The organism is Salinisphaera sp. T5B8 (assembly GCF_040361255.1).
Classification (GTDB): Bacteria; Pseudomonadota; Gammaproteobacteria; order Nevskiales; family Salinisphaeraceae; genus Salinisphaera.
In genome coordinates this window covers 38078-58212 of record NZ_APNG01000003.1, presented here as the reverse complement: position 1 = coordinate 58212, position 20135 = coordinate 38078, and the positions used below count along the sequence as shown (strand labels likewise).

General features: G+C 63.5%; 13 protein-coding genes. 8 read left to right on the top strand and 5 right to left on the bottom strand.

Going from position 1 to position 20135, the window contains the following annotated elements; genetic code table 11:
- Nucleotides 1–110: 110 nt before the first annotated feature.
- Entirely contained in the window at nt 111–2030 is a 1920-nt protein-coding gene (htpG, locus tag T5B8_RS03510) for a molecular chaperone HtpG (RefSeq protein ID WP_353176273.1), read from the bottom strand.
- Nucleotides 2031–2217: 187 nt separating this feature from the next.
- Here htpG and T5B8_RS03505 point away from each other — a divergent pair, with 187 nt between their 5' ends.
- Both T5B8_RS03505 and T5B8_RS03500 read left to right on the top strand, forming a co-directional pair.
- The gene (locus tag T5B8_RS03505; protein ID WP_353176271.1) at nt 2218–2634 is read left to right on the top strand and encodes a hypothetical protein; all 417 of its coding nucleotides are present in this window, start codon (nt 2218–2220) and stop codon (nt 2632–2634) included.
- Between the two features lie 13 nt (nt 2635–2647).
- Complete coding sequence (locus T5B8_RS03500; protein WP_353176270.1) at nt 2648–2980, top strand: VOC family protein; 333 nt, start codon at nt 2648–2650, stop codon at nt 2978–2980.
- Nucleotides 2981–3600: 620 nt separating this feature from the next.
- On the opposite strand, the gene T5B8_RS03495 is transcribed toward T5B8_RS03500, so the two are convergent.
- Nucleotides 3601–4617, bottom strand: coding sequence for an alcohol dehydrogenase (locus T5B8_RS03495; RefSeq protein WP_353176268.1), 1017 nt, complete (start codon nt 4615–4617; stop codon nt 3601–3603).
- A gap of 125 nt (nt 4618–4742) precedes the next feature.
- Here T5B8_RS03495 and T5B8_RS03490 point away from each other — a divergent pair, with 125 nt between their 5' ends.
- Complete coding sequence (locus tag T5B8_RS03490; protein WP_353176266.1) at nt 4743–5804, top strand: DUF429 domain-containing protein; 1062 nt, start codon at nt 4743–4745, stop codon at nt 5802–5804.
- Between the two features lie 266 nt (nt 5805–6070).
- Here T5B8_RS03490 and T5B8_RS03485 read toward each other — a convergent pair whose 3' ends face one another.
- A complete protein-coding gene (locus tag T5B8_RS03485) occupies nt 6071–7285 on the bottom strand; it encodes a TraB/GumN family protein (RefSeq protein ID WP_353176265.1) in 1215 nt (404 codons plus the stop codon).
- 57 nt (nt 7286–7342) lie between these two features.
- The gene (locus tag T5B8_RS03480) at nt 7343–7801 is read right to left on the bottom strand and encodes a hypothetical protein (protein ID WP_353176263.1); all 459 of its coding nucleotides are present in this window, start codon (nt 7799–7801) and stop codon (nt 7343–7345) included.
- Between the two features lie 142 nt (nt 7802–7943).
- On the opposite strand from T5B8_RS03480, the gene T5B8_RS03475 reads away from it, so the two are divergent.
- The 3 genes from T5B8_RS03475 to T5B8_RS03465 all read left to right on the top strand — a co-directional run bounded on the left by T5B8_RS03475 (nt 7944) and on the right by T5B8_RS03465 (nt 15285).
- Nucleotides 7944–10118, top strand: a complete 2175-nt coding sequence (locus T5B8_RS03475) for a TonB-dependent siderophore receptor (RefSeq protein ID WP_353176262.1) — start codon at nt 7944–7946, stop codon at nt 10116–10118.
- 402 nt (nt 10119–10520) lie between these two features.
- Entirely contained in the window at nt 10521–13040 is a 2520-nt protein-coding gene (locus T5B8_RS03470) for a PepSY domain-containing protein (protein WP_353176260.1), read from the top strand.
- Nucleotides 13041–13089: 49 nt separating this feature from the next.
- Nucleotides 13090–15285 (top strand): TonB-dependent siderophore receptor, encoded by a 2196-nt coding sequence (locus T5B8_RS03465; protein WP_353176258.1) that lies wholly within the window; start codon nt 13090–13092, stop codon nt 15283–15285.
- Nucleotides 15286–15324: 39 nt separating this feature from the next.
- On the opposite strand, the gene T5B8_RS03460 is transcribed toward T5B8_RS03465, so the two are convergent.
- The gene (locus T5B8_RS03460) at nt 15325–15918 is read right to left on the bottom strand and encodes a GNAT family N-acetyltransferase (protein ID WP_353176256.1); all 594 of its coding nucleotides are present in this window, start codon (nt 15916–15918) and stop codon (nt 15325–15327) included.
- A 263-nt stretch (nt 15919–16181) separates the two neighbouring features.
- On the opposite strand from T5B8_RS03460, the gene T5B8_RS03455 reads away from it, so the two are divergent.
- Nucleotides 16182–18518 (top strand): hypothetical protein, encoded by a 2337-nt coding sequence (locus T5B8_RS03455; RefSeq protein ID WP_353176255.1) that lies wholly within the window; start codon nt 16182–16184, stop codon nt 18516–18518.
- Nucleotides 18515–20125, top strand: a complete 1611-nt coding sequence (locus T5B8_RS03450) for a hypothetical protein (RefSeq protein ID WP_353176254.1) — start codon at nt 18515–18517, stop codon at nt 20123–20125. Before T5B8_RS03455 ends, T5B8_RS03450 begins: the two co-directional genes overlap by 4 nt.
- The last annotated feature ends 10 nt before the right edge of the window (nt 20126–20135 follow it).

The window sequence follows — 20135 nt, the reverse complement described above, 5'->3', positions numbered from 1 at the left end:
CTGCGTTGCCGAGCTTGACCTGCCAATAAGGCAGGCGTTGCGCTTGGACGCCTTATCGCAACGCATTTGCCCTTGAAAGTCTTTTCAGGGCGAACTCGCGCCGCGAGATGTTATGCAGCGCTTCCCTGGGAAACCGCCAGCAGCATCTGGTTCATGCGGCGCACGAAGGTGGCCGGATCGTCCAGCTCGCCGCCTTCGGCGAGTACGGCCTGTTCGAACAGCAGCTGCGAAAAGGCGTCGAATTCCTCTTCGCCCTGTTCGCCGGCCAGCTTTTCGACCAACGGGTGCGTGGGGTTGATTTCCAGATGCGGCGCGGTGTTCGGCATCTCCTGGCCCGCTTCCTTGAGGATGCGCTCCAGATGCGCGGAAATACCGTGCTCGTCAGCCACCAGACAGGCGGGCGAATCGGTCAGCCGATGGGTCACGCGCACTTCGTTGACCCGCTCGCCAAGGGCTTTCTTGACGCGCTCGACCAGATCCTTGGACTCTTCCTCGAGCTTGGCCTGCTCGGCTTTTTCTTCCTCGGTTTCGGCATCGCCGAGATCGAGCGCGCCCTTGGCAACCGACTGGAAGGTCTTGCCTTCGTATTCGGTCATATGGGCCATGACCCACTCATCGACGCGGTCGGTGAGCAGCAACACCTCGATATCCTTCTTCTTGAAGATTTCGAGATGCGGGCTGTGCTTGGCCTCGGCCAGCGTATCCGCGGTGATGTAGTAGATCTTGTCCTGGCCTTCGGCCATGCGGGCGATGTACTCGTCCAGCGATACGCCCGGGTCCGCGCTTTCGTTCTTGGTGGTCTTGAAACGCAGCAGCTTGGCGATCTTGGCCTGATTTTCGTGGTCTTCGACGATGCCTTCCTTGAGCACCTGGCCGAATTCGTTCCAGAAGGTCTTGTACTTCTCGGGTTCTTCGTCGTCCTTGGCCATGGACTCGAGCAGGCCGAGCACCTTCTTCACCGAACCGGCGCGAATCTTGTCCAGCAGCTTGTTGGACTGCAGGATTTCGCGCGAGACGTTGAGCGGCAGGTCATTGGAATCGATGATGCCCTTCACGAAGCGCATATAGCGCGGCATGAGTTTCTCGGCATCGTCCATGATGAACACGCGCTGCACGTACAGCTTTACGCCGTGGGCCTTGCCGTTCGGATCGAACAGGTCATAGGGCGCGCGCTTGGGAATATAGAGCAGGTTCGTATATTCCTGGCTGCCTTCGACCTTGTTGTGGGTCCAGGTCAGCGGGTCTTCGTAGTCGTGGCAGGCGTGCTTGTAGAACTCGGCATAGTCCTCGGCCGAGATCTCGGACTTGGGCTGGGTCCATAGCGGCGCGCCACGGTTGATCTGTTCCCAGCCGGCTTCCTTACCCTCCTTCTCGTCTTCCTCGGACAGCTGCTCGCGCATCATGATCGGGAAGGCGATATGGTCCGAATAGGTGCGCACGAGATGGCGCAGGCGCCAGTCGTCGAGGAACTCGTCCTCGCCTTCGCGCAGATGCAGCGTGACTTCGGTGCCACGTTTTTCCTTGGCGACGGTTTCCAGGGTGTATTCGCCGCCGCCGTCCGACGTCCAGCGCACGCCTTCGGAATCGCCGCCGTGGCGCGTATCCACCACCACCTTGTCGGCAACGATGAACGCGGAATAGAAACCGACACCGAACTGGCCGATCAGATGGGCATCCTTCTTCTCGTCGCCGGACAGCGAATCGAGAAAGGCACGCGTACCGGACTTGGCAATGGTGCCGATCCGGTCGATGACCTGCTCGCGGGTCATGCCGATGCCGCTGTCACCGATGGTCACGGTGCGCGCGTCCTTGTCGTAGTCGATCCAGATCTTGAGTTCGGGATCGTTTTCGAACAGGGCATCGTTCTTCAGGCCCTCGAAGCGCAGCGTATCCAGCGCGTCCGAGGCGTTGGAGATCAGCTCGCGGGCAAAGACCTCCTTGTTCGAATACATCGAATGGATCATCAGCTGAAGCAGCTGCTTGACCTCGGCCTGAAAGCCACGGGTTTCGGTGTTCTGGTTTTCGCTCATGGCGGTATTCGGTGGTTGTGAAACGGTTGTTGGGCGGCGATGACCCGACAAACTATCGCCTTGATAGCCTTGAGTGTGGCCCGTAAAGCCGATTTTCAAGCGTCGGACGCGCCGGAGCGCTCCCAGGTCTTGCACTGGCGCCCCCGTGTCCGGATGATGCGCGCTCTCATTCACAGCCGGCGTGCCCATGGCCTATAGCGACGACACCTCGATGAATACCCTGTTGGCCGGCATGGCGAGCGTGGATGCCGAGGCCTGTCACGAGTTCGCGCGGCGCCAGCATGTCGCCGGCCACGGCGCGGATCTGCAAACCGCGGCGCATCTGCTGCACGATCAGGCGTTTGCCGCCCAACTCGATCGGCCGGCCGAACTCGTGGCCTGGAAATATCCGGAGCGCTTCGAGCCTGTCGATCAGGCACTGCTCACCACCCTGCTTCAGGCGGCCTCCGATAACGAGCGCGAGCGTGTACGCAGCCTGATCGCCGATCTCGATTTCGCCGATATCACGGCCCTGTCGAGCATCGCCAATCATCTGGCGCGTGCCTGCGAACAATTCGGGCGCTTTGGCGCACGCCGGCCCGATCCACAGCAGTCGCTGTTCTAGTCGTACGCGTCCCGTGAAGCTCGACCTATTGGTATTGCGCTGCCAGGAACTGGAAACGAGCCGTCAGTTCTACGAAAGCCTCGGCTTTCGCTTCGTCGCGGAAAAACACGGCACCGGGCCGCGGCATTACGCCGCTGTGCAAGACGGTTTCGTTTTCGAACTCTATCCCGCCTCGGCAAACGAAGCAGTCGACAACACGCGCCTGGGCTTCGGGGTAAAACACATACCGCAATCGCTAGCGCAGGCACCGGAAACCACCACACGCGAATTCGACGGCACACGGATTTATATCGTGCGCGATCCCGATGGCCGCAAGATCGAACTGCGCGAGCAAGCCGCGGCCTGATTCTTGTACAAAGTTCAGCACGGGGCGCGGGTATCAGTCCCGGGCTTCGAGCAGGCGATGTTCTGCCTTGTTCGCGTGTCTTCGCGTTCATTCGCGAACAATCTGCTTGCTCGAGAACGGCCCCCTCTGTCATCCACAGATTACGCCGATTACGCAGATGCATTGATTAGGCCGTAGCGGGCAACAGGCTTCATTTGAGCCGCGGCGTTGGTGGGATTAGCAGTAAGCAAAGGTCCGCAGATCAAAGACCAAGAAGCTGCGGTCGTTCGCTGTCGTGTGGCGCCTGTACCAAGCGCTTCTTCATCTGCGTAATCTGCGAAATCTGTGGTTCTGCTTGAGGAACGAAGCCGACGCGGTCGTTTATCGAGCTCCGCATACATCGTGCTGCATTTGCGGACTGCCTCTAGCGTGCGGTGTACACATCAAGTCACCCGGCCTTCGAGCGATCCGTTGTTTGCCTTATTCGCGTGTCTTCGCGTTCATTTGCGGACAACCTGCTTGAGAACAGCCTGCTGCGTTTCATACATACCGAAGCGCCGCGTCGCCAGACCGTCCATCGCAATCGCACGCCGCTGATATTCGGGGCACGGCCGCTACACCGCGCCCCGAACTCGGCCCATTCAGTTCATCGTCAACACCACCCGAAAGCGGGCTTCGTTGTTGATCATGCGGGCATAGGCTTCATTGACGTCGGCCAACGGATAGGTCTCGATTCGGGTTTCGATATCGCGCAGCGCCGAAAAGCCGAGCGTGTCCTGGGAATCCTGCGGCGCGCCGCTCGGATGCCCGGCCACACTGCGCCGCGCCATGAGCAGTTGAAACGGCGATACCTCGATCGGCTCCGGCGACGCGCCGACCACCAGCAACTGGCCATTCACACCGAGGCCGTCGATGACGGAACTCATCAGCTTGGGGTTCGGCGCGGTGGCCAGAATCACGCGCGCGCCGCCAAGCGCCTGTAACGCCTCGGCGGCGTCCTGTGCTTCGGTATCGATATAGGTATCGGCGCCGAGATCCAGCGCCAGTTCCTTCTTGTCGGTACCGCGCGACAGGGCCACGGTATGAAAGCCCATCGCATACGCATACTGCACGGCCAGATGGCCCAGCCCGCCGACACCGAGCACGGCCACCACATCGCCCGGCTGCGCACCGGAATTACGCAACGCGTTGTAGGTGGTCACGCCTGCACACAGAAGCGGCGCGGCCGCGACCGACGTTAACTCGTCGGGAATGGCCACCAGCGCTTCGGCCGGCGCGAGCATGTATTCGCCGTAGCCGCCGTCGTAGGAAATGCCACAGATCTGCTGATTGGCACAGGTCACGAAATCGCCGCGCCGGCAGGAATCGCAGGCAAAGCAATGCCCGCCGTGCCAGCCCACACCCACGCGCTGGCCGGCCTGCCAGTGATCGACATCGTCGCCGACCGCATCGATCACCCCGGCGACTTCGTGGCCGGGCACGCGCGGATAGTCGAGCCCGGGAAAGCCGCCGTCCTTGACGAAGGCATCGGAATGACAGATGCCGCAGGCCTCGACCTTGACCCGAACCTGATCCGGCCCCGGCTCCGGAATATGCCGATCGACCAGTTCAAAATCGCCGCCCGCGCTGTTGATCTGGGCCACTTTCATTTGCGCCATGACACCCAACTCCTGTGGTTTGGCTGAACATGACAGACGATACCACCGGCCGTCGATTGCGCGCGCCCGAGCCCAACGAGCACACAGTGCTTGCCTCCAGCGAAACACCGTCGCAAGATCGCGCCATGTCGATACGTCACATCAGTGCCGTCACGCTTTTCGTGACGGACATGGCACGCAGCTGCGCGTTTTACAAAGGCCTGGGGTTCGAGCTGAAATTCGGCGGCGAGGACGCCGGTTTTTCCAGCTTTTTTGCCGGCGAGAGTTTCCTCAACCTCAGCGCGGGCGAGAAGGCACGTCCGGGCGGCGGACTCACCATCTTCCATGTCGACGATGTCGATGCCCAGCATGCCCGCGCCCTCGCAGCCGGCCTGACGCCGGATTTCGCCCCCGCGGACGCGCCCTGGGACGAACGCTATTTTCATATCCGCGATCCGGACGGCTATACCCTGTCGTTCGCCACCCCGCTGGCCGATTACCGGCGCAACCAGCGTCGGCTGCGCGAATGTATCGGCATCGATGGCTGTCCCGGCGGCTGGGTCGCAGTCTCCCACGAAGGCGCTTTCGTTGATCGCGATCTGTCCACGCTGCTCAACCGCCTCGCCCCGGCAGTGGTCGCTATCGACATGCCCATCGGCCTGGCGGACGAACAACAGACCCGTGCCTGCGATCATGCCGCGCGCGAACTGCTGGCTGGCCGGCGCGCCAACAGCGTGTTTCCCACGCCGGTACGGGCGGCCTTGCTCGGGCGCGATCATAGCGAAGCCAGCGCCATCAATGCCCAGTATTGCGGCAAACGGCTATCGGCCCAGACCTACAACCTGCTGCCCAAGATTCGCGAACTCGACGACCTGCTACGCCGGTCGGCCTACTGGCAGGCGCGGCTCTACGAAACCCACCCCGAAGTCAGCTTCGCGGCGATGAACGCCGGCGAAGCACTGGCCGACCCCAAGCGCAGTGCCACCGGCCATGCCCGGCGGCGCGAACTCATCGCGGCTCATTTCGGGCGCGACGCATTTGCCAATGCACGCACGCTGGTGTCCCGCCAGCAGGTCGACGACGACGATATCGCCGATGCCTTCGCCTGCCTGTTCACCGCCGAACGCATCGCCAACGAAGAAGCCGTGACCCTGCCCGAGGCACCTGAGTACGACAGCGAAGATCTGCCGATGCGGATCGTCTATTGAACGCGCAGGCTCGCTTTCAAGTCCGCCCATGAACGCGAAAAGCGCAAATGATGGCTCGTCATTCGATCATCCGCCCACCGGCAAATACCGAGCGTAGGTTGGATTAGCGAAGCGTAATCCAACATGGAACACGGCACCCAACAAGCCGCGCCGCGCCCTGCGGCTGCGCCCCCTCGGCAGTTCTTGTTGGCTTACGGCCTTCGACCTAAACCAACCTGCGCCCGGCGGCCCGGGCCAAGCGCCGCAGCGCCGGCTCCGTAGCCGATTCAACCGCCGCCGAACAACTGCCCGACAATCCGAAAACCGGCGATATAGGTGCCTGCAGCAGAGCCGATGGTGGAGAACACGAATACCAGCAATGTGCGCGATACGCGGTTCTTCCACCAGCCCGTGGCCTTGGTGACATCGCTTTTCAACGTGGAGAAATCACCCACACGCGGTTTACGCAGCCACAACTCGGCCGCGGCGGTAACCATGCCGGCCCCGATGGTCGGGTTGAGCGAGGTCAGCGGTGCGGCGATGAATGCCGTGACCACGGTCAATGGATGCGCAAGCGCCAGCGCCGCCCCCACGGCCGACAGCGCGCCGTTGATCACGACCCATTCGATGACCATCTGCTGGCCGAGCCCGGCACTGCGCGAAAACCCGATCGCAAAGCCAATGAAAACCAGGGCGACCACGACCCACGGAATCCATTTCACCCAGCGCGCGCCGGGTGGCACGCGATCGAGTTCCGCCACGGTGGCGCCCGGATCGTCCATGCCCGCTTCCAGATAGCGGGCCAGACCTTTCAGATGGCCGGCACCGACCACCACCAGCGTATGTTGGGTGGGGGTTTGCTTGAGCAGTTGCGCTGCCATGTAGCGGTCACGCTCGTCGATGAGCGTTTCGTGCATGGTCGCGGATTCGGCCGCGAACTCGTTGAAGGTGGATTCGAGCATGTCGCCTTCCTTGAGGCGCTCTATATCCGATTCCTCGATCTTTTCGCGCGACAGCAGGCTGGCGAACAACGCCCCGAGCGTGCTCATGCGCTGCCACCAGGGAATACGTCGATATACACGTTTGAGGGTGACGCCGATATTGCGATCGACCAGCACGATCGGCAGACCCGCAGCCTCGCAGCTGGTAATGGCGGCCCGCATCTCGGCCCCCGGCTCGATACCGAACTGATCGGCCAGGCGTTGCTGGTAGGCGCCCAGCGCCAGGTTCGCGGCGACCATGCCGGCCTTGCCCTGGCGCAGCACCTGAAACAGATCCATCTGTTCGAGCTCGCCGGCGCGCGTAAGCGCGGCATGGCGCGCGTCGCAGAGTTCGATCGCCACCGTGTCGTAGCGCTGCGACTCGATTTCGTGCTGCACCTCTTCGGCACTGGCGCGCGAGACATGGGCCGTACCCAGCAGCGTGTATTTGTGTTCGCCGCGCATGACCACGCGCCGCGGCCCGCCGGTCTGCGCCTCGGGCGCGCTATCCATATCCGTCATATTTGACCTTGTCGGCGCCATCGGGCGCACGCGTGCCGCCGGCTGTCGGCGGCGCCGTTAAAAGTTGTTCGGGTTGCCCTCGACGAGCGTGCCCTTGCCCTGGACCTCGCCCTGGCGATGCCATTCCAGCGACCGCCCATCGATTTTCACCCGGTAGCAATCGATCTGCAGGGCTTCGTCATAGTCGAAGCACAGCTGGTCGTCCTTGATCGTCCAGCGGGCCTCGTAGCTCGGCCCGTGAATGGTGCCGTCGGGGGCATAGAATTCCGTATAGGCGCTATCGGGCGACATCGTGCCGGTCACGGTATTGCCGATCACACGCTCACGAATGGTATCGGCATCGACAAACCCCGAGGAGGCCTCGGCGTTGGATGTCGTGTCGTCGGGCCCACTCGTGCTCTCGTCGTCGCTACCACAGCCGCTCACGATCAGGGCCACCACGGCCACCATGGCAAACCCGGCATAACAACCCCGACGGGGACGTACGGACAACAAGCTCGGCATTTTCTGCACCACGATTTCCCTCAAACGTTGGCGCTGATGGTAGCGGTTTCACGCGCGAGCGTCAGCGCAACGCTATACAGCAGACACGCCGAAGACTATTATTGCGAATCGTTCTCAATAACAGTCCATGTTCTTACTTCCCGGGGGATTCGTCTTGCGATATTCATCGACGCGTAGCATGCGCCTCATTCACTGTGTCTTTCTGCCGGGCTTGGGTGCGAGCCTGCTGTGCGGCGGTATCGCCTTCGCACAGGACAACACGACCGGCACGCAGACGGAGACGTTGTCGACGATCAGCATCGAAGGTAGTCGCACGGTTCAGTCCCCCACGTCCCCGATCGAGGGTTATGTCGCCGAACGCAGCGCGGGCGCGACCAAAACCGATACCCCGCTGGTCGAAACGCCACAGTCGGTGTCGGTGATTTCGGCCGATCAGATCGAAGCGCAACAGGCACGCGATATTCGCTCGGTGCTGCGCTATGTTGGCGGTGTGGTCCCGGAAGTCCGCGGTAATGTCGCCAGCCGCTACGATCAGATCCGGTTGCGCGGCTACCAGCCCGATCAATATCTCGACGGGCTCAAGCTCAGCGGCTACTACTACACTATCCCGCAGATCGATCCTTACCTGCTCGAACGCGTCGAAGTGATCAAGGGCCCGGCCTCGGTGCTCTACGGTCAGACCCCGCCCGGCGGCGTAATCAATCTGGTCACCAAGCGCCCGACCGAAGAAGCGCACAACGAAGCCTATGTACAGGTCGGTAACGACAGCCGCGTCGGGCTGGGCTTCGATATCGGCGGCAAGCTCGACGAACAGGATGACGTGCGCTATCGCGTGGTTGCGACCGGCAACCGGCGTAACGGCCCGCAGGAAACGGTGGAAAGCGAGAATTTCTCGATCGCGCCGTCGGTGACCATCGACATTTCCGACGCCACCGAACTCACGCTCCTGGCCAGCTATCGCGCGGACCCCGAAAGCGGCTCCTATGGCGCGCTGCCCTATGAAGGTACGGTGGTCCCGCTGCCCAACGGCGGCAAGCTCGATCGCGACTTCTACGACGGCGATACGAACTTCGAAAGCTTCGATCGCAAGCAGGCGCTGCTTGGCTACGAGCTGTCGCACTGGTTCAACGACAACCTTCAGTTTCGACAGAACCTGCGCTTTGCCGACGTTGAGGTGGATTACCGCAGCGTCTACGGTCGAGGACTGACCAACGGCGGCACCGAACTGGCACGCGGCACGGCCGCCTCACGCGAGTCGGTGAATACCCTGTCCATCGACAACCAGTTGCTTGCCCACGCCGAAACCGGCGTGCTCAAGCACACGATCCTGGCTGGTACCGATTATCAGAACCTCGATGGCGATCGCGCCAGCGGCTTCGGCGGCGCGGGTAACCTGTCCCTGGCCAATCCCGATTACAGCACGCCAATCGACGATCCGGCGCGGACTTTCTACGATTTCGACCAAGATCAGCTGGGTTTCTATCTTCAGGATCAGGTCAAGCTGGGCCAGCTCACCCTCATCGGCGGCGGACGCTACGACACCATCCAGACCAGCCAGACCGAATTCGGCGCCAACCGCGAAACCCGCAAGGACCGCGCATTCAGTGGCCGGGTGGGCGCGATCTACAACTTCGACAACGGACTTGCGCCCTATGTCGCGTACACGGAGTCCTTCCAGGCACCCAGTACCGATAGCGTGAGTGCCACGATTCTCGATCCCACCGAAGGCGAACAGTACGAAGCTGGCATCAAGTTCCAGCCCAAGGGCACGAATGCCTTGATCACGACCTCGGTGTTTCAGCTCACCCAGACCAACGTCGCCGGACCGACCCAGCCTGACGGTAGCCGCAGCCAGACCGGCGAAGTCGAAGTCCAGGGCGCGGAAGTGGAAGCCAAGGCCAGCCTGGCCAGCGGGCTCGACCTGTCCGCCGCAGTCACCTATCTGGATTCGGAAATCACCCGCGACGAAACCGGCAATCAAGGCAACGAATATCCGATGACGCCCGATTACACCGCCTCGATGTGGCTCGACTACACGCAGCCGAGCGGTGCATGGAAAGGCGCCGGCGGCGGCGTAGGCGTTCGTTATGTAGGTGAACAGCAGGTCAGCAATGCCAATGAACGCCAAGTACCGGATTACACCGTCGCCGATGCCAGCCTGCACTACGAACTGGGTGGCCTGAACCCGAAATACGACGGCTGGCGGGTCGGTCTGAACATGCAGAACGTGTTTAACAAGAAGTACGTCTCGTCCTGTATCAATCCGAACTTCTGCTACTACGGCTACGGTCGCGAAACCACCGCCACGGTGAGCTATCGCTGGCAATAGCGGGCAACCGCCCGGCAGACCCAACGGCCCCCGCATGGGGGCCGTTTTTGTTTGTGCACAACCTAATCGCCTGCTCACGATCGTTGCGCCAATTCATTTTTTATATAAAATGAGAATCGTTCGCATTTGCACCTAGCGGTTGCAATGCAACGAAGGGAAACCTTCATCTCGGTGGATTGCGCGGCCCGAACCCGGGCCGCGCTCTTTTATTGCTGCCCAGATGAACACGCATCGGTATCGCCACGCGCAACCGATATTCGCCCCGGGGGAGGCCATCATGAACCGCTCGCACGCCCTTCCGGCCGCCGTTCCAAGCTGCGGCGCCACGCATGCCCGCGCTCGGCGTAACGCCGAACACGACGCGCACCGCCTCGCCCTGTCATAACCAACGCTCTGACACCCATGCTCGAACGGATTCGCGCGCTCGACCCCATCTTCCAACTGCACTGGCTGGTGGGTATTACCGCCGGCGCAGTACTCATGCTCATCGGCGTGACCGGCGGCCTGATGTCGTTTCAGGAGGATATTCTGGAATGGCTGAATGCCGATCAGGTCGCGCATTTCGAAAACGAGGCCCGTCTGAGCCCGCCGGCCCTGGTCGCGCGCTATCAGGCCGAACACCCGACCCATGCCGTCAGCAGCCTGTTCTGGCGCCAGGACCGCGCCTATCCGGCGTTCGTGGGTTATCGCACGCCGGAAACCACCGGCCGGCGCGGCGAACGCGCCATGCTCGACCCGACCACGGCCGAACCGATCGGCATGCTGCGCGGGCAATGGACCTTCGGCCTGATCCGCCAGCTGCATCAGCGCCTGGCCGCGGGTGCGACCGGCAAGCTGATCGTGGGCATCTCCACCATCGCCCTGGTGGGGCTGTCGATCACCGGCCTGTGGATTCGCTGGAAGCGCCGTCCGCGTCAGGCCTGGCGCTGGATCTGGCCGCGCGCGCTGGGCGGCAAGCTGGCCGGCGAATGGCATGCGGTGCTGGGGCTGTGGGCATTGCTGGCCTATCTGATCGCCTCGCTGACCGGCCTGTGGTGGTCGTTCGACTGGTATCGGGATGGTGCCAAGGCGTTGTTCGCCAGCGATAGCGCGACCGCGGTCGAACTCGCCGCGCCTGTCGACGGCGTGGATATCGAGCGCGTGTGGGCGGCGATCGCGCCGCAGCTCACCGATGCCAAATCGGTGTTCATCCGCTGGCCGGGCGAGGCAAGCGCGCCGCTCGAAGTGCACTATGTGCCGGGCGATGCATTTCATCGCTATGCCGACGACGAACTGTTCGTGCATCCGGCCAGCGGCGCGATCCTGAGCGAGCAGCGGTTTTCCGACGAGGCCTGGGGCGATCAGCTGCTGGCCAGCCTCTATGCCCTGCATATGGGCGCGTTCTTCGGCACGCCGGGCGTCATCCTGATGATGCTGGCCAGCTTCGCCATGCCGGTGTTCTTCATCACCGGGCTGTTGCTGTATTTGCGCCGGCGCCGGATGAAGCGCCAGGTCGCGGCCACGCCATCCATCCAGGCCAATGCGCCGGCCGGTGCGAACACGCTGCTCGTGGCCTATGCCAGCCAGAGCGGGCTCGCCCAGCGTATCGCTACACAGACCGCGGCCGCGTTGCAGGCCACCGGCCGCGCCGTGCGTATGTCCGGCCTCAACGAAATCCAGCCGCTGGCTCTGTGCGAGCATCGCCAGGCGCTGTTCGTGGTCAGCACGCATGGCGAAGGCGATGCCCCGGTAGCCGCGCGCAGCTTCGACCGGCACTTCTGCGGCGCCAGCGAACCGGCGCTGGAAACACTCGACTATGCCTTGCTGTCGCTGGGCGATACCGACTACGGCGACAGCTACTGTGCCTTCGGTCGACGGCTCGATCGCGCCCTGCGCGAACGCGGCGCGCGTACGCTGATCGCGCCCATCGAAGTCGACAAGGCCGACGCGGCGGCCCTGGCCGACTGGCATGCCGCGCTGGCCGGGCTGTTCGGTACCGCCAATACAGACCGTGAACCGGTCTTCGATCGCTGGCGCTTGAGCGCACGCACGATCGTCAATCCGCACAGCCTCGGCGCGCCCACTGCCTGCCTGCGTCTGGAAGCGCTCGAACCGGGCACCGCCGGCTGGCAGGCCGGCGATATCGTCGAAATTCGACCGCGCCAACCGCAATCCATCGTCGATGCCTGGTTGCAGGATCACGGTATCGACGGCGAGACGGCCGTACTGCGTGGCGGGCATTCGCAACCACTACGCCAGGCGCTGACCGACCGCCGCCTGCCCGACGACGGCGTGCCGGCCTCGACCGCCATCCAGGACTGGTTCGATGCGCTCGCGCCCCTGGCTGCACGCGATTATTCGATCGCCAATATCGGCGACGACCGTATCGAACTGCTGGTGCGTCTGGCCCGCCACGAAAACGGCACCGGTCTGGCCTCGGGCTGGCTGATCGAGCGTGCAGAAATCGGCGATATCGTCGAGCTGCGGCTACGCGCCAACCCCGGTTTTCGCGGCGACGAGACGAGCCGCCAGCGCGCGGCGATCTTCATCGGCAACGGCACCGGCATGGCCGGACTGCGCAGCCATCTGCTCGCCCGTATCGGCGACGGTCAGCGTGCCAACTGGCTGCTGTTCGGCGAACGCCAGCGCACGGTGGATTTCTATTACGGCGGCGATATCCGCGCCTGGCACGACAACGGCGATATCGCCCATCTCGACGCCGTGTTTTCGCGCGACGCCGACGACGGCCGCTATGTCCAGCAGGCCCTGGCCGAACACGCCGAACGCCTGCGCGACTGGGTCGACAACGGTGCGTTCATCTTCGTGTGCGGCAGTCACGACGGCATGGCCACGGGCGTAACCGAAACGCTCACCGCGATCCTCGGTGCCGAAACCGTCGAACGGCTCAACGAGGCCGGGCGTATCCGCATGGATGTCTACTGACCCACCGCTACCCGAACCCGCATCGCCATCATTCAAAAAAGGGGGACGCATGACCGACCGACTCGCCGGCCCACATCGACGACGGATCAATCGACGCCTGACCGGCGCGCTTTCACTGGTATTCGCGGCGACCGGCGCGCTCGCTGATGACAGCCAGCCCGTGCCGCTGGCGCCTATCGATATCCAGGGCGCCGGCGTGGAAAGCGCCTATGCGCCGGTCGAAGGCTATGTGGCCGAGCGCAGCGCCACGGCGACCAAGACCGATATTCCGCTCATCGAGTCCCCGCAGTCGGTCAGCGTCATCGGCCGCGAGCAGATCGAGGACCGCGGTGCGGATACGCTCACCGAAGCGGTCGAATACGCGCCGGGCGTGGATACCGACGACAGCGTCAACAACGACGTAATCGACAGTAACGGCATCCGTATCCGTGGGTTTTCTGCCGCCGATGCGACCTATCGCGATGGCACCCGGCTGTTCGCCGGTCTGCCCTACGATGCACCGATCGAGGCCTATGGCGTGGAGCGTATCGAGGTGCTGCGCGGCCCGGCCTCGGTGCTCTATGGCCAGGGCCAGCCCGGCGGCATCATCAATCTGGTCACCAAGCGCCCCACCGATACGCCCCTGCACGAAATCGGCCTGGAAATGGGCACCTTCCACCACAAGCAGCTCAAGGGCGACGTCAGCGAAGCCCTCGACGACGCCGGGCGCTGGCGCTACCGGCTTACCGGCCTGGTGCAGGATTCGGGTACGCCCATCGACTATATCGACGACGATCGGGTCTATCTCGCGCCCGCGCTGTCGTGGACGCCGAGCGCGGGCACCGAACTCACCCTGCTGGCGCGTTACCAGAAGAGCGAGTCGGACTATTACTGGACAGGCTTTCCGCTGGCCGGCACCAAGCGGCCCAATCCCACGACCGGAGAGCGCATTCCCCGCGATCGCTATATCGGCCAACCGGGGCTCGGCGGCTACGATTCGGAAATCTGGGAAGTCGGCTATCTGTTCGAGCATCTGATCAACGACCATCTCAGCTTCGAGCAGAACGTGCGGTATCGCCAGATCGATTACGACGTGGTCGACGTGTTCCGCAACTATTTCACCGCCGATCCGTTCAACGCCGATCTCACCACGCTTGAGCGCGATATTCGCGTGCGCTACGACGATGCCGACACCCTCACCGCCGATCAACGCCTGCTGGCCGACGTCGAACTCGGCGGTATCGACCACAGCCTGCTGGTCGGCTTCGATTACAAGAGCCTGGATTACGACAGCCGCACCTCCGGCTTTCTGCGCCTGAGCAACCAGGCACCGGTGCCGGACCTCGATCTCTACGATCCGGATTACACGCAATCGTTTGCCATTCCCGAGGCCACCAACCGCAACGCCACCGACGCCAACCAGTACGGGCTTTATGTGCAGGATCACATGAAGTTCGCCGAGCGCTGGGCATTGACCGTCGGCGCCCGCCAGGACTGGGTCGACGAGCGCTCGCTGGGCGCCGACAAGAACGATCAGAACGAACTGACCTGGCGCGCGGGCCTGGTCTATCTCGCCGATAACGGGCTGGCCCCGTATGTCAGCTACAGCGAATCCTTCGTCCCCCAGTACGGCGTCAACGAGGTCACCGGCGAAAGCCTCGACCCCATCAGCGGCGAACAATACGAAGCCGGTATTCGCTATCGCCCCGACGGCTGGAATGCCTCCTTCGAACTCGCCGCATTCGAGATCACGCGCCAGAACGAAACGGTGGCACTGCCCAGCAACCCGACCATCCAGAGCCAGATCGGCGAGACACGCTCACGCGGCGCAGAAGCCTCGGCACAGCTGGACCTGAGCGCCGGACTCAAGGCGATCGCCAGCTACACCTACAACGAGGTCGAGGTGGTCGAAGCCGGCGGCAGTCAGACCACCAACGGCAATCGCGTGCCCGACCGACCGGATCATCTGGCCAAGCTGTGGCTGGACTATAGTTTCCAGCAGCCCACGCTCGACGGGCTGGGCGTCGGCGCCGGCCTGCGCTACACCAGCTCGTCATACGCCGATGCCGCCAACGAGAGCCGCTATCCGTCAGCTACGCTGGTGGATGCAGCGATCCGGTATCAGTTCGACGACGTCACGCTACAGCTGTCGGGTCGCAATATCTTCGACGAGGTCAAACTCTACTGCGACGGCGCGCAGGCAACGTCATTCTGCAACTACGGCGTACCGCGCAGCGTGGTGGGCAGCCTCACCTATCGCTGGTAGCACGCGATACACGCCGGCCCGCGGCACAGCGGGTCGGCTTCAGCCATGGCGTTCGAGCTGGAAATCCAGGTTCTGCCGGACCGCCGGCCACTCATGCGCCAGAATCGAAAACACGACGGTGTCTCGCAGACTGCCGTCGGCGCTGATCTGATGATTGCGTAGCACGCCATCCTGCTTGGCGCCCAGGCGCGCGATCGCCGCCCGCGAGGCGCGATTGTGCCAATGGGTCCGGAACTCGATTGCGATTGCATCCAGGGTTTCGAAGGCATGGGCGAGCATGAGCCGCTTGCATTCGGTATTGATTGCGGTGCGCTGAAAACGTCGGGCATACCAGGTATAGCCGATCTCGGCCCGCCGGTTGCTGGCGTCCACATGGCACAAACGCGTCGAACCGATCACCGTATCGCTGGCACGATCGCGTACCGCAAAAGCCAGCCCGCCGGCGGCCTGCTCGGCGTGCGCTGTCTCGATATAGCCAGCAACGGCGTCCGGCGTCGGCACGAAGGTGTACCACAGCTTCCACAGCTCGCCGTCGGCGACCGCTTCGGCCAGCGCGGGCGCATGCGCGTGCGTGAGCGGCTCCAGCACCACTCGCTCACCCTTGAGCGTGGTGGGCTCGATCCAGCGATTCATATTGCGCGCAATCTAATTGCGCATTTATTCAATTGCGTTTTCATACAACAATTTACCCGGCCTTGCTATCATTTTTCGTCATAGATCATACATCTAATCGCAGTCGGCCAAGCGGCGTAGTCATGCTGTTAGCGCCACTGCGCATCCAATCGTGGCACGCCGGCGATGCTCGCCAGTTTGCGTGGTACGAGCGATACACGAAAACCGTCGAACGCTTGTCGCCTTTTATGGCGCCGCTCTCGATTTGAACGTTATAGCGCGTGATGAACATACGTCGATGGATTGCAGGCGCGCTTGGCGTCGTCGCAGCCGGTGCCGCGGTCTATATCGTGATGGCGCCGCGTGAACCGCGTCTCGTTTTCGATCCGGCCTCGGGCGAATCGCATCATTATCGTGTCGGCAACCGGGTGGTCGTCGATATCGACGGGCGCGAACTCGACCACACAGTGCAAAGCCACGGGATCGTGACCTATGGCGTGACCGAGCGCAGCCCGCTGCACCTGCATGCCGGAATCGACCTGCTCAATCTGACCGTTAACGACCAACCGGTGCTGGCCAGCGCCGATCTCGGCGGGCGCGATCGCGAGGTCGCCGAGGCGCTGCGCGACGGCTTCGACGTGACGCTGGCCGACAATGGCCAGTTGCACATGCAGCCGGTCAACGCGGCCGCCTTCGAACGTCTGTCCGAACAATTCGAAAAGGTGGCCGAGAATCCCCTGGCCCAGGCCATGCTCGGCCCCGCGGTGCCGCCGGGCGTGGTTGCGCGGCAAGGTGCCACGACCACGCTCGACAACTTCCAGGGTTTTGAAGGGCTCACGCTCACCGTCGACGCGCTCGACGACGCGCACGCCTGGCTGCGTGTGGAAGGCCAGATCGATACCCTGGCCGCCGATGCATCGCTCATTCAGCGTCTGGCGCCACCCGACACACCGATCGACGTGTCCGATGTGCACGTATCGGCCCGCATGACCGTGGAACGCAAACACGGCTGGATCGAGGATATGACCCTGGTCACACGCCTGCGCATGGCCGCGAACGACAAGGCCGCGACCATGCGCTCGATCACCTATGCGCATCGCCGCGACAACCTCACGGCCGGCTCGGTGACAGCATCGCTGGACGGTTTTGCCCGTCTGCCCAACGCCTTTACCGAAGGCAGCGAGCTGATGCTGGCGCAGTACAGCAGCGCCTTCTTGCCGCCGCCCATGTATACCCCGCCGGATCGCTTCGATCCGCCCGAGGCCGCGCAGGAGCTCAGCGCCTATCCGGGCGGGGTCATGCTCTATCTGGATGGCGGCAATGCCCGAGAACTGCCCTATGGCAGTATCGAAGTGCAAGACGTGGCGCTCTACGACGCCCACGGCGAGCGCCTGCCCGACTTTCTTGCCTTCGATACCATGCAGTATTACGGCGAGGAAGACGGCGGCTGGCTGATCAATCTGCTGCCGCTGGGCTGGGACGAACACGACGTGAGCGCCGTTGCCGAGGCTCGTGCCGAGATCGGCTATCGGCAGCGGTCATCCGGCGAGCCAGTCACGCTCGTGCTCGACGACCAGCGCCATGTGCTCGAAAACGGCGACGCCCGGGCAATAGCCGAACCCATCGCCGACGCCGACAACGCCTGGCAGATCACCCTGTCCAGCGGTGGCGATACGTTCTACTGGCTGGACCCGGGCGCACTGCCCGAGGGCGTGACCGGACAGGGTCTGCTCGCCGATCCGACCACTGGCTGGAACGCGGCCGAGCAGATGATGCTGGCGCGCAACGACAACCCGCGCGCCTGGCAGCATACGCTGCGTATCGAAGCCGAGCTGCCCACGCTGGAATTGCCCCTGCAGACGGCCGACAACGGCCAGATCGTACAAACCGAAACCGTGCGTTTTGTCGGCGCACAGTACGACGCGCGCAACCAGCGGCCGGACTCCACTCGCCATCTCGACACCCCGCTGTTGTCAGAACGCGATCTGTCGCTGGCCGATATCGCGCCCGAAGACGACGGGCGCGGCGGGCTGCGTCTGGATGTGCCCGTCGGCCTGGATCCGCAGTGCGGCATCAGCGCCTGGGTCAAGCGCGCCGATATGCCCGCGCGCCTGTGGCGCAAGACCGATACCCCCGACGCCGTGGCCGAACAGGGCCGACAACGCTGGCATCTGACCCTCATGGATGGCGCCCATGCCGATGTCAGCGATCTGGCCCTGGATACCGTTCTGCGCTGCCCGGGCACACCGACATGGAAGCGTTTGACGGTCGACAGCGATACCCCCTGGCTGATCGACCTGCCCGAGCTGACCGGACGCTGGCCACAATCCACGGGCACCGCAGGCGACTATTTCGACACCGTCCAGTTTCTCGATGCCGACGACCGCCCGCTGCGGCCGATGCTCAGAAGCGGCGAATACAGCGGCGCCGACTGGGCCGATGAAGCCGCGCAGCACGGGCTGCGCGACTACATCTACGAGGATGGCCATATTCGAATCTGGGGCGACGTAGCGAGCGTGCTCACCCTCGCCTTCGAGCCGCCCGCGATCGAAAAAAGCTGGCCCCACCGGCCCGGCCACAACGCGGCCAGCGCGAACGACGACCCGGAGAAAACGCCATGAAACGCGCGATCCTCATCACCGGGGCTCTGGTGGCAATCGGCGCCAGCGCACTGGCGTTGACCGAGTTCGTCGACCCGGCGGGACTAAACAGCGCCGGCTTCGCGCCCGAAGCGGGTGCGAGTAGCGATTATGTCGTCGGTCAGCGCGTCACGGTCCGCCCGCTTGGTGCCGCCACGCCCGAGCGCTGGGTGCAGACCTACGGGGTCATGCGATACCGCTTCGAAGACTTCGGCGACAAGCGCCAACTGCACGTCGAGCCGTTGCTGGTGCATGCCCGCAACGAGGACGAACTGTTGCTGACCACCGACCTCGTCGACGCCGCGCCGAGCCCGGATTTCTCGACCGTCATGCACGGTGGCCTGGACCTGCCATTCGAAAACAATCGCCCGCAACGCGGCCCGGAATTCGGTCGTACGTTTTCAACGCTGAGTGAAAAACTCGATGCCGCGGCCGGCAACCCGTGGGTCGATCAGGTCGTCGTTCCGACCTTGCCGACGGCCATCGACGCAAGCGTGGGCGCCACGCACGAACTGGCGGCCTATCGCGGCCTGAGTGCGATGCGCCTGCGCGTGACACACGTCGACGACGACAACATCCTCCTGCGTATCGAACCCACGGCCGACACCCGGGCCCTGGATATGGACCAACAGCCGGCCGAGCTGCGTTTTGTCGGTCGCATGCGCGTGAACCGTCACGACGGCTGGCTGGAATCGCTCACCCTGGTGCGCCGCGACGTGGTCGAACGCGACGGCCGCACGCTCGCGATCGATCGCATCACCCACGCGCAGCGTCGGGCCGACCTCACCCGGGCCGATGCGCGGGGGCTGCTGGACCCGTTCCGGGGCATCGGCGACGAATCGGGCCGCGAGATCGAGCTGCCGGAAAGCGACCGCGATTCCACTCAGCCCGCGCCGGCCGTTGACGACCCCCAGCTGGACAAGGCCAGGACCGCGCTGAGCGTGGAGTTAGACCAGCTCAATCTGCATCTGGGGCTCGACAGCGAACAGCGCGTGCCGCTGTTCACGATCGCGCTGCGCGATATCACCTTCTACGATGCCGACGGCCATGCGATCGACCCGCCGATCGTATTCCAAACCATGTTGCCCGCTTACGACACCCAGGACTTCGACGACGGGCGCATGTATTCCTATCTGGCGCTCGGTGACGATCCGTCCGTATTCGATCAAATCGACCATGCCGAGGCGACGGTGACCTACCGCCCATCGCAGTCGCAATATCTCACCCTGCCGCTCGACGGCGAGGCCCACGAGCGCCAGCACGGCACGGCCAAAGTAGCGGCCTGGCCGGACACGCAGCAGCCCGACCGCTGGTGGCTGCGGTTGCAGGACAGTGCAACGGTGCACTACGCCGCCAGTTATGCCAGAGCGCTGCCCGGCGCAACGGTCATGGCCGACATTGCGCCCGAAAAGCCATGGTACGGCGCCGGCGCGGCCCGACTGCTGGCCCAGGTCGACAACGCACAGGCCGACGTTCGATACCTGCGCGTGGATAGCCAGCAAAGCCCGATCGAGTATCCGCTGGAACGCACCGATTTTGCCGAACCCCGCACTTACCGGGTGACCTTCGAACGCCGCGAATCGCCCTGATCGCGCGGCG

Bases quoted from the DNA above. Each gene is read 5' to 3' on its own strand.
- T5B8_RS03485 (WP_353176265.1), bottom strand. From the start codon at position 7,285: ATGACGGATATGGATAGCGCGCCCGAGGCGCAGACCGGCGGGCCGCGG.
- T5B8_RS03450 (WP_353176254.1), top strand. From the start codon at position 18,515: ATGAAACGCGCGATCCTCATCACCGGGGCTCTGGTGGCAATCGGCGCC.
- T5B8_RS03465 (WP_353176258.1), top strand. From the start codon at position 13,090: ATGACCGACCGACTCGCCGGCCCACATCGACGACGGATCAATCGACGC.
- T5B8_RS03455 (WP_353176255.1), top strand. From the start codon at position 16,182: ATGAACATACGTCGATGGATTGCAGGCGCGCTTGGCGTCGTCGCAGCC.
- T5B8_RS03495 (WP_353176268.1), bottom strand. From the start codon at position 4,617: ATGGCGCAAATGAAAGTGGCCCAGATCAACAGCGCGGGCGGCGATTTT.
- T5B8_RS03505 (WP_353176271.1), top strand. From the start codon at position 2,218: ATGGCCTATAGCGACGACACCTCGATGAATACCCTGTTGGCCGGCATG.
- htpG (WP_353176273.1), bottom strand. From the start codon at position 2,030: ATGAGCGAAAACCAGAACACCGAAACCCGTGGCTTTCAGGCCGAGGTC.
- T5B8_RS03460 (WP_353176256.1), bottom strand. From the start codon at position 15,918: ATGAATCGCTGGATCGAGCCCACCACGCTCAAGGGTGAGCGAGTGGTG.
- T5B8_RS03470 (WP_353176260.1), top strand. From the start codon at position 10,521: ATGCTCGAACGGATTCGCGCGCTCGACCCCATCTTCCAACTGCACTGG.
- T5B8_RS03490 (WP_353176266.1), top strand. From the start codon at position 4,743: ATGTCGATACGTCACATCAGTGCCGTCACGCTTTTCGTGACGGACATG.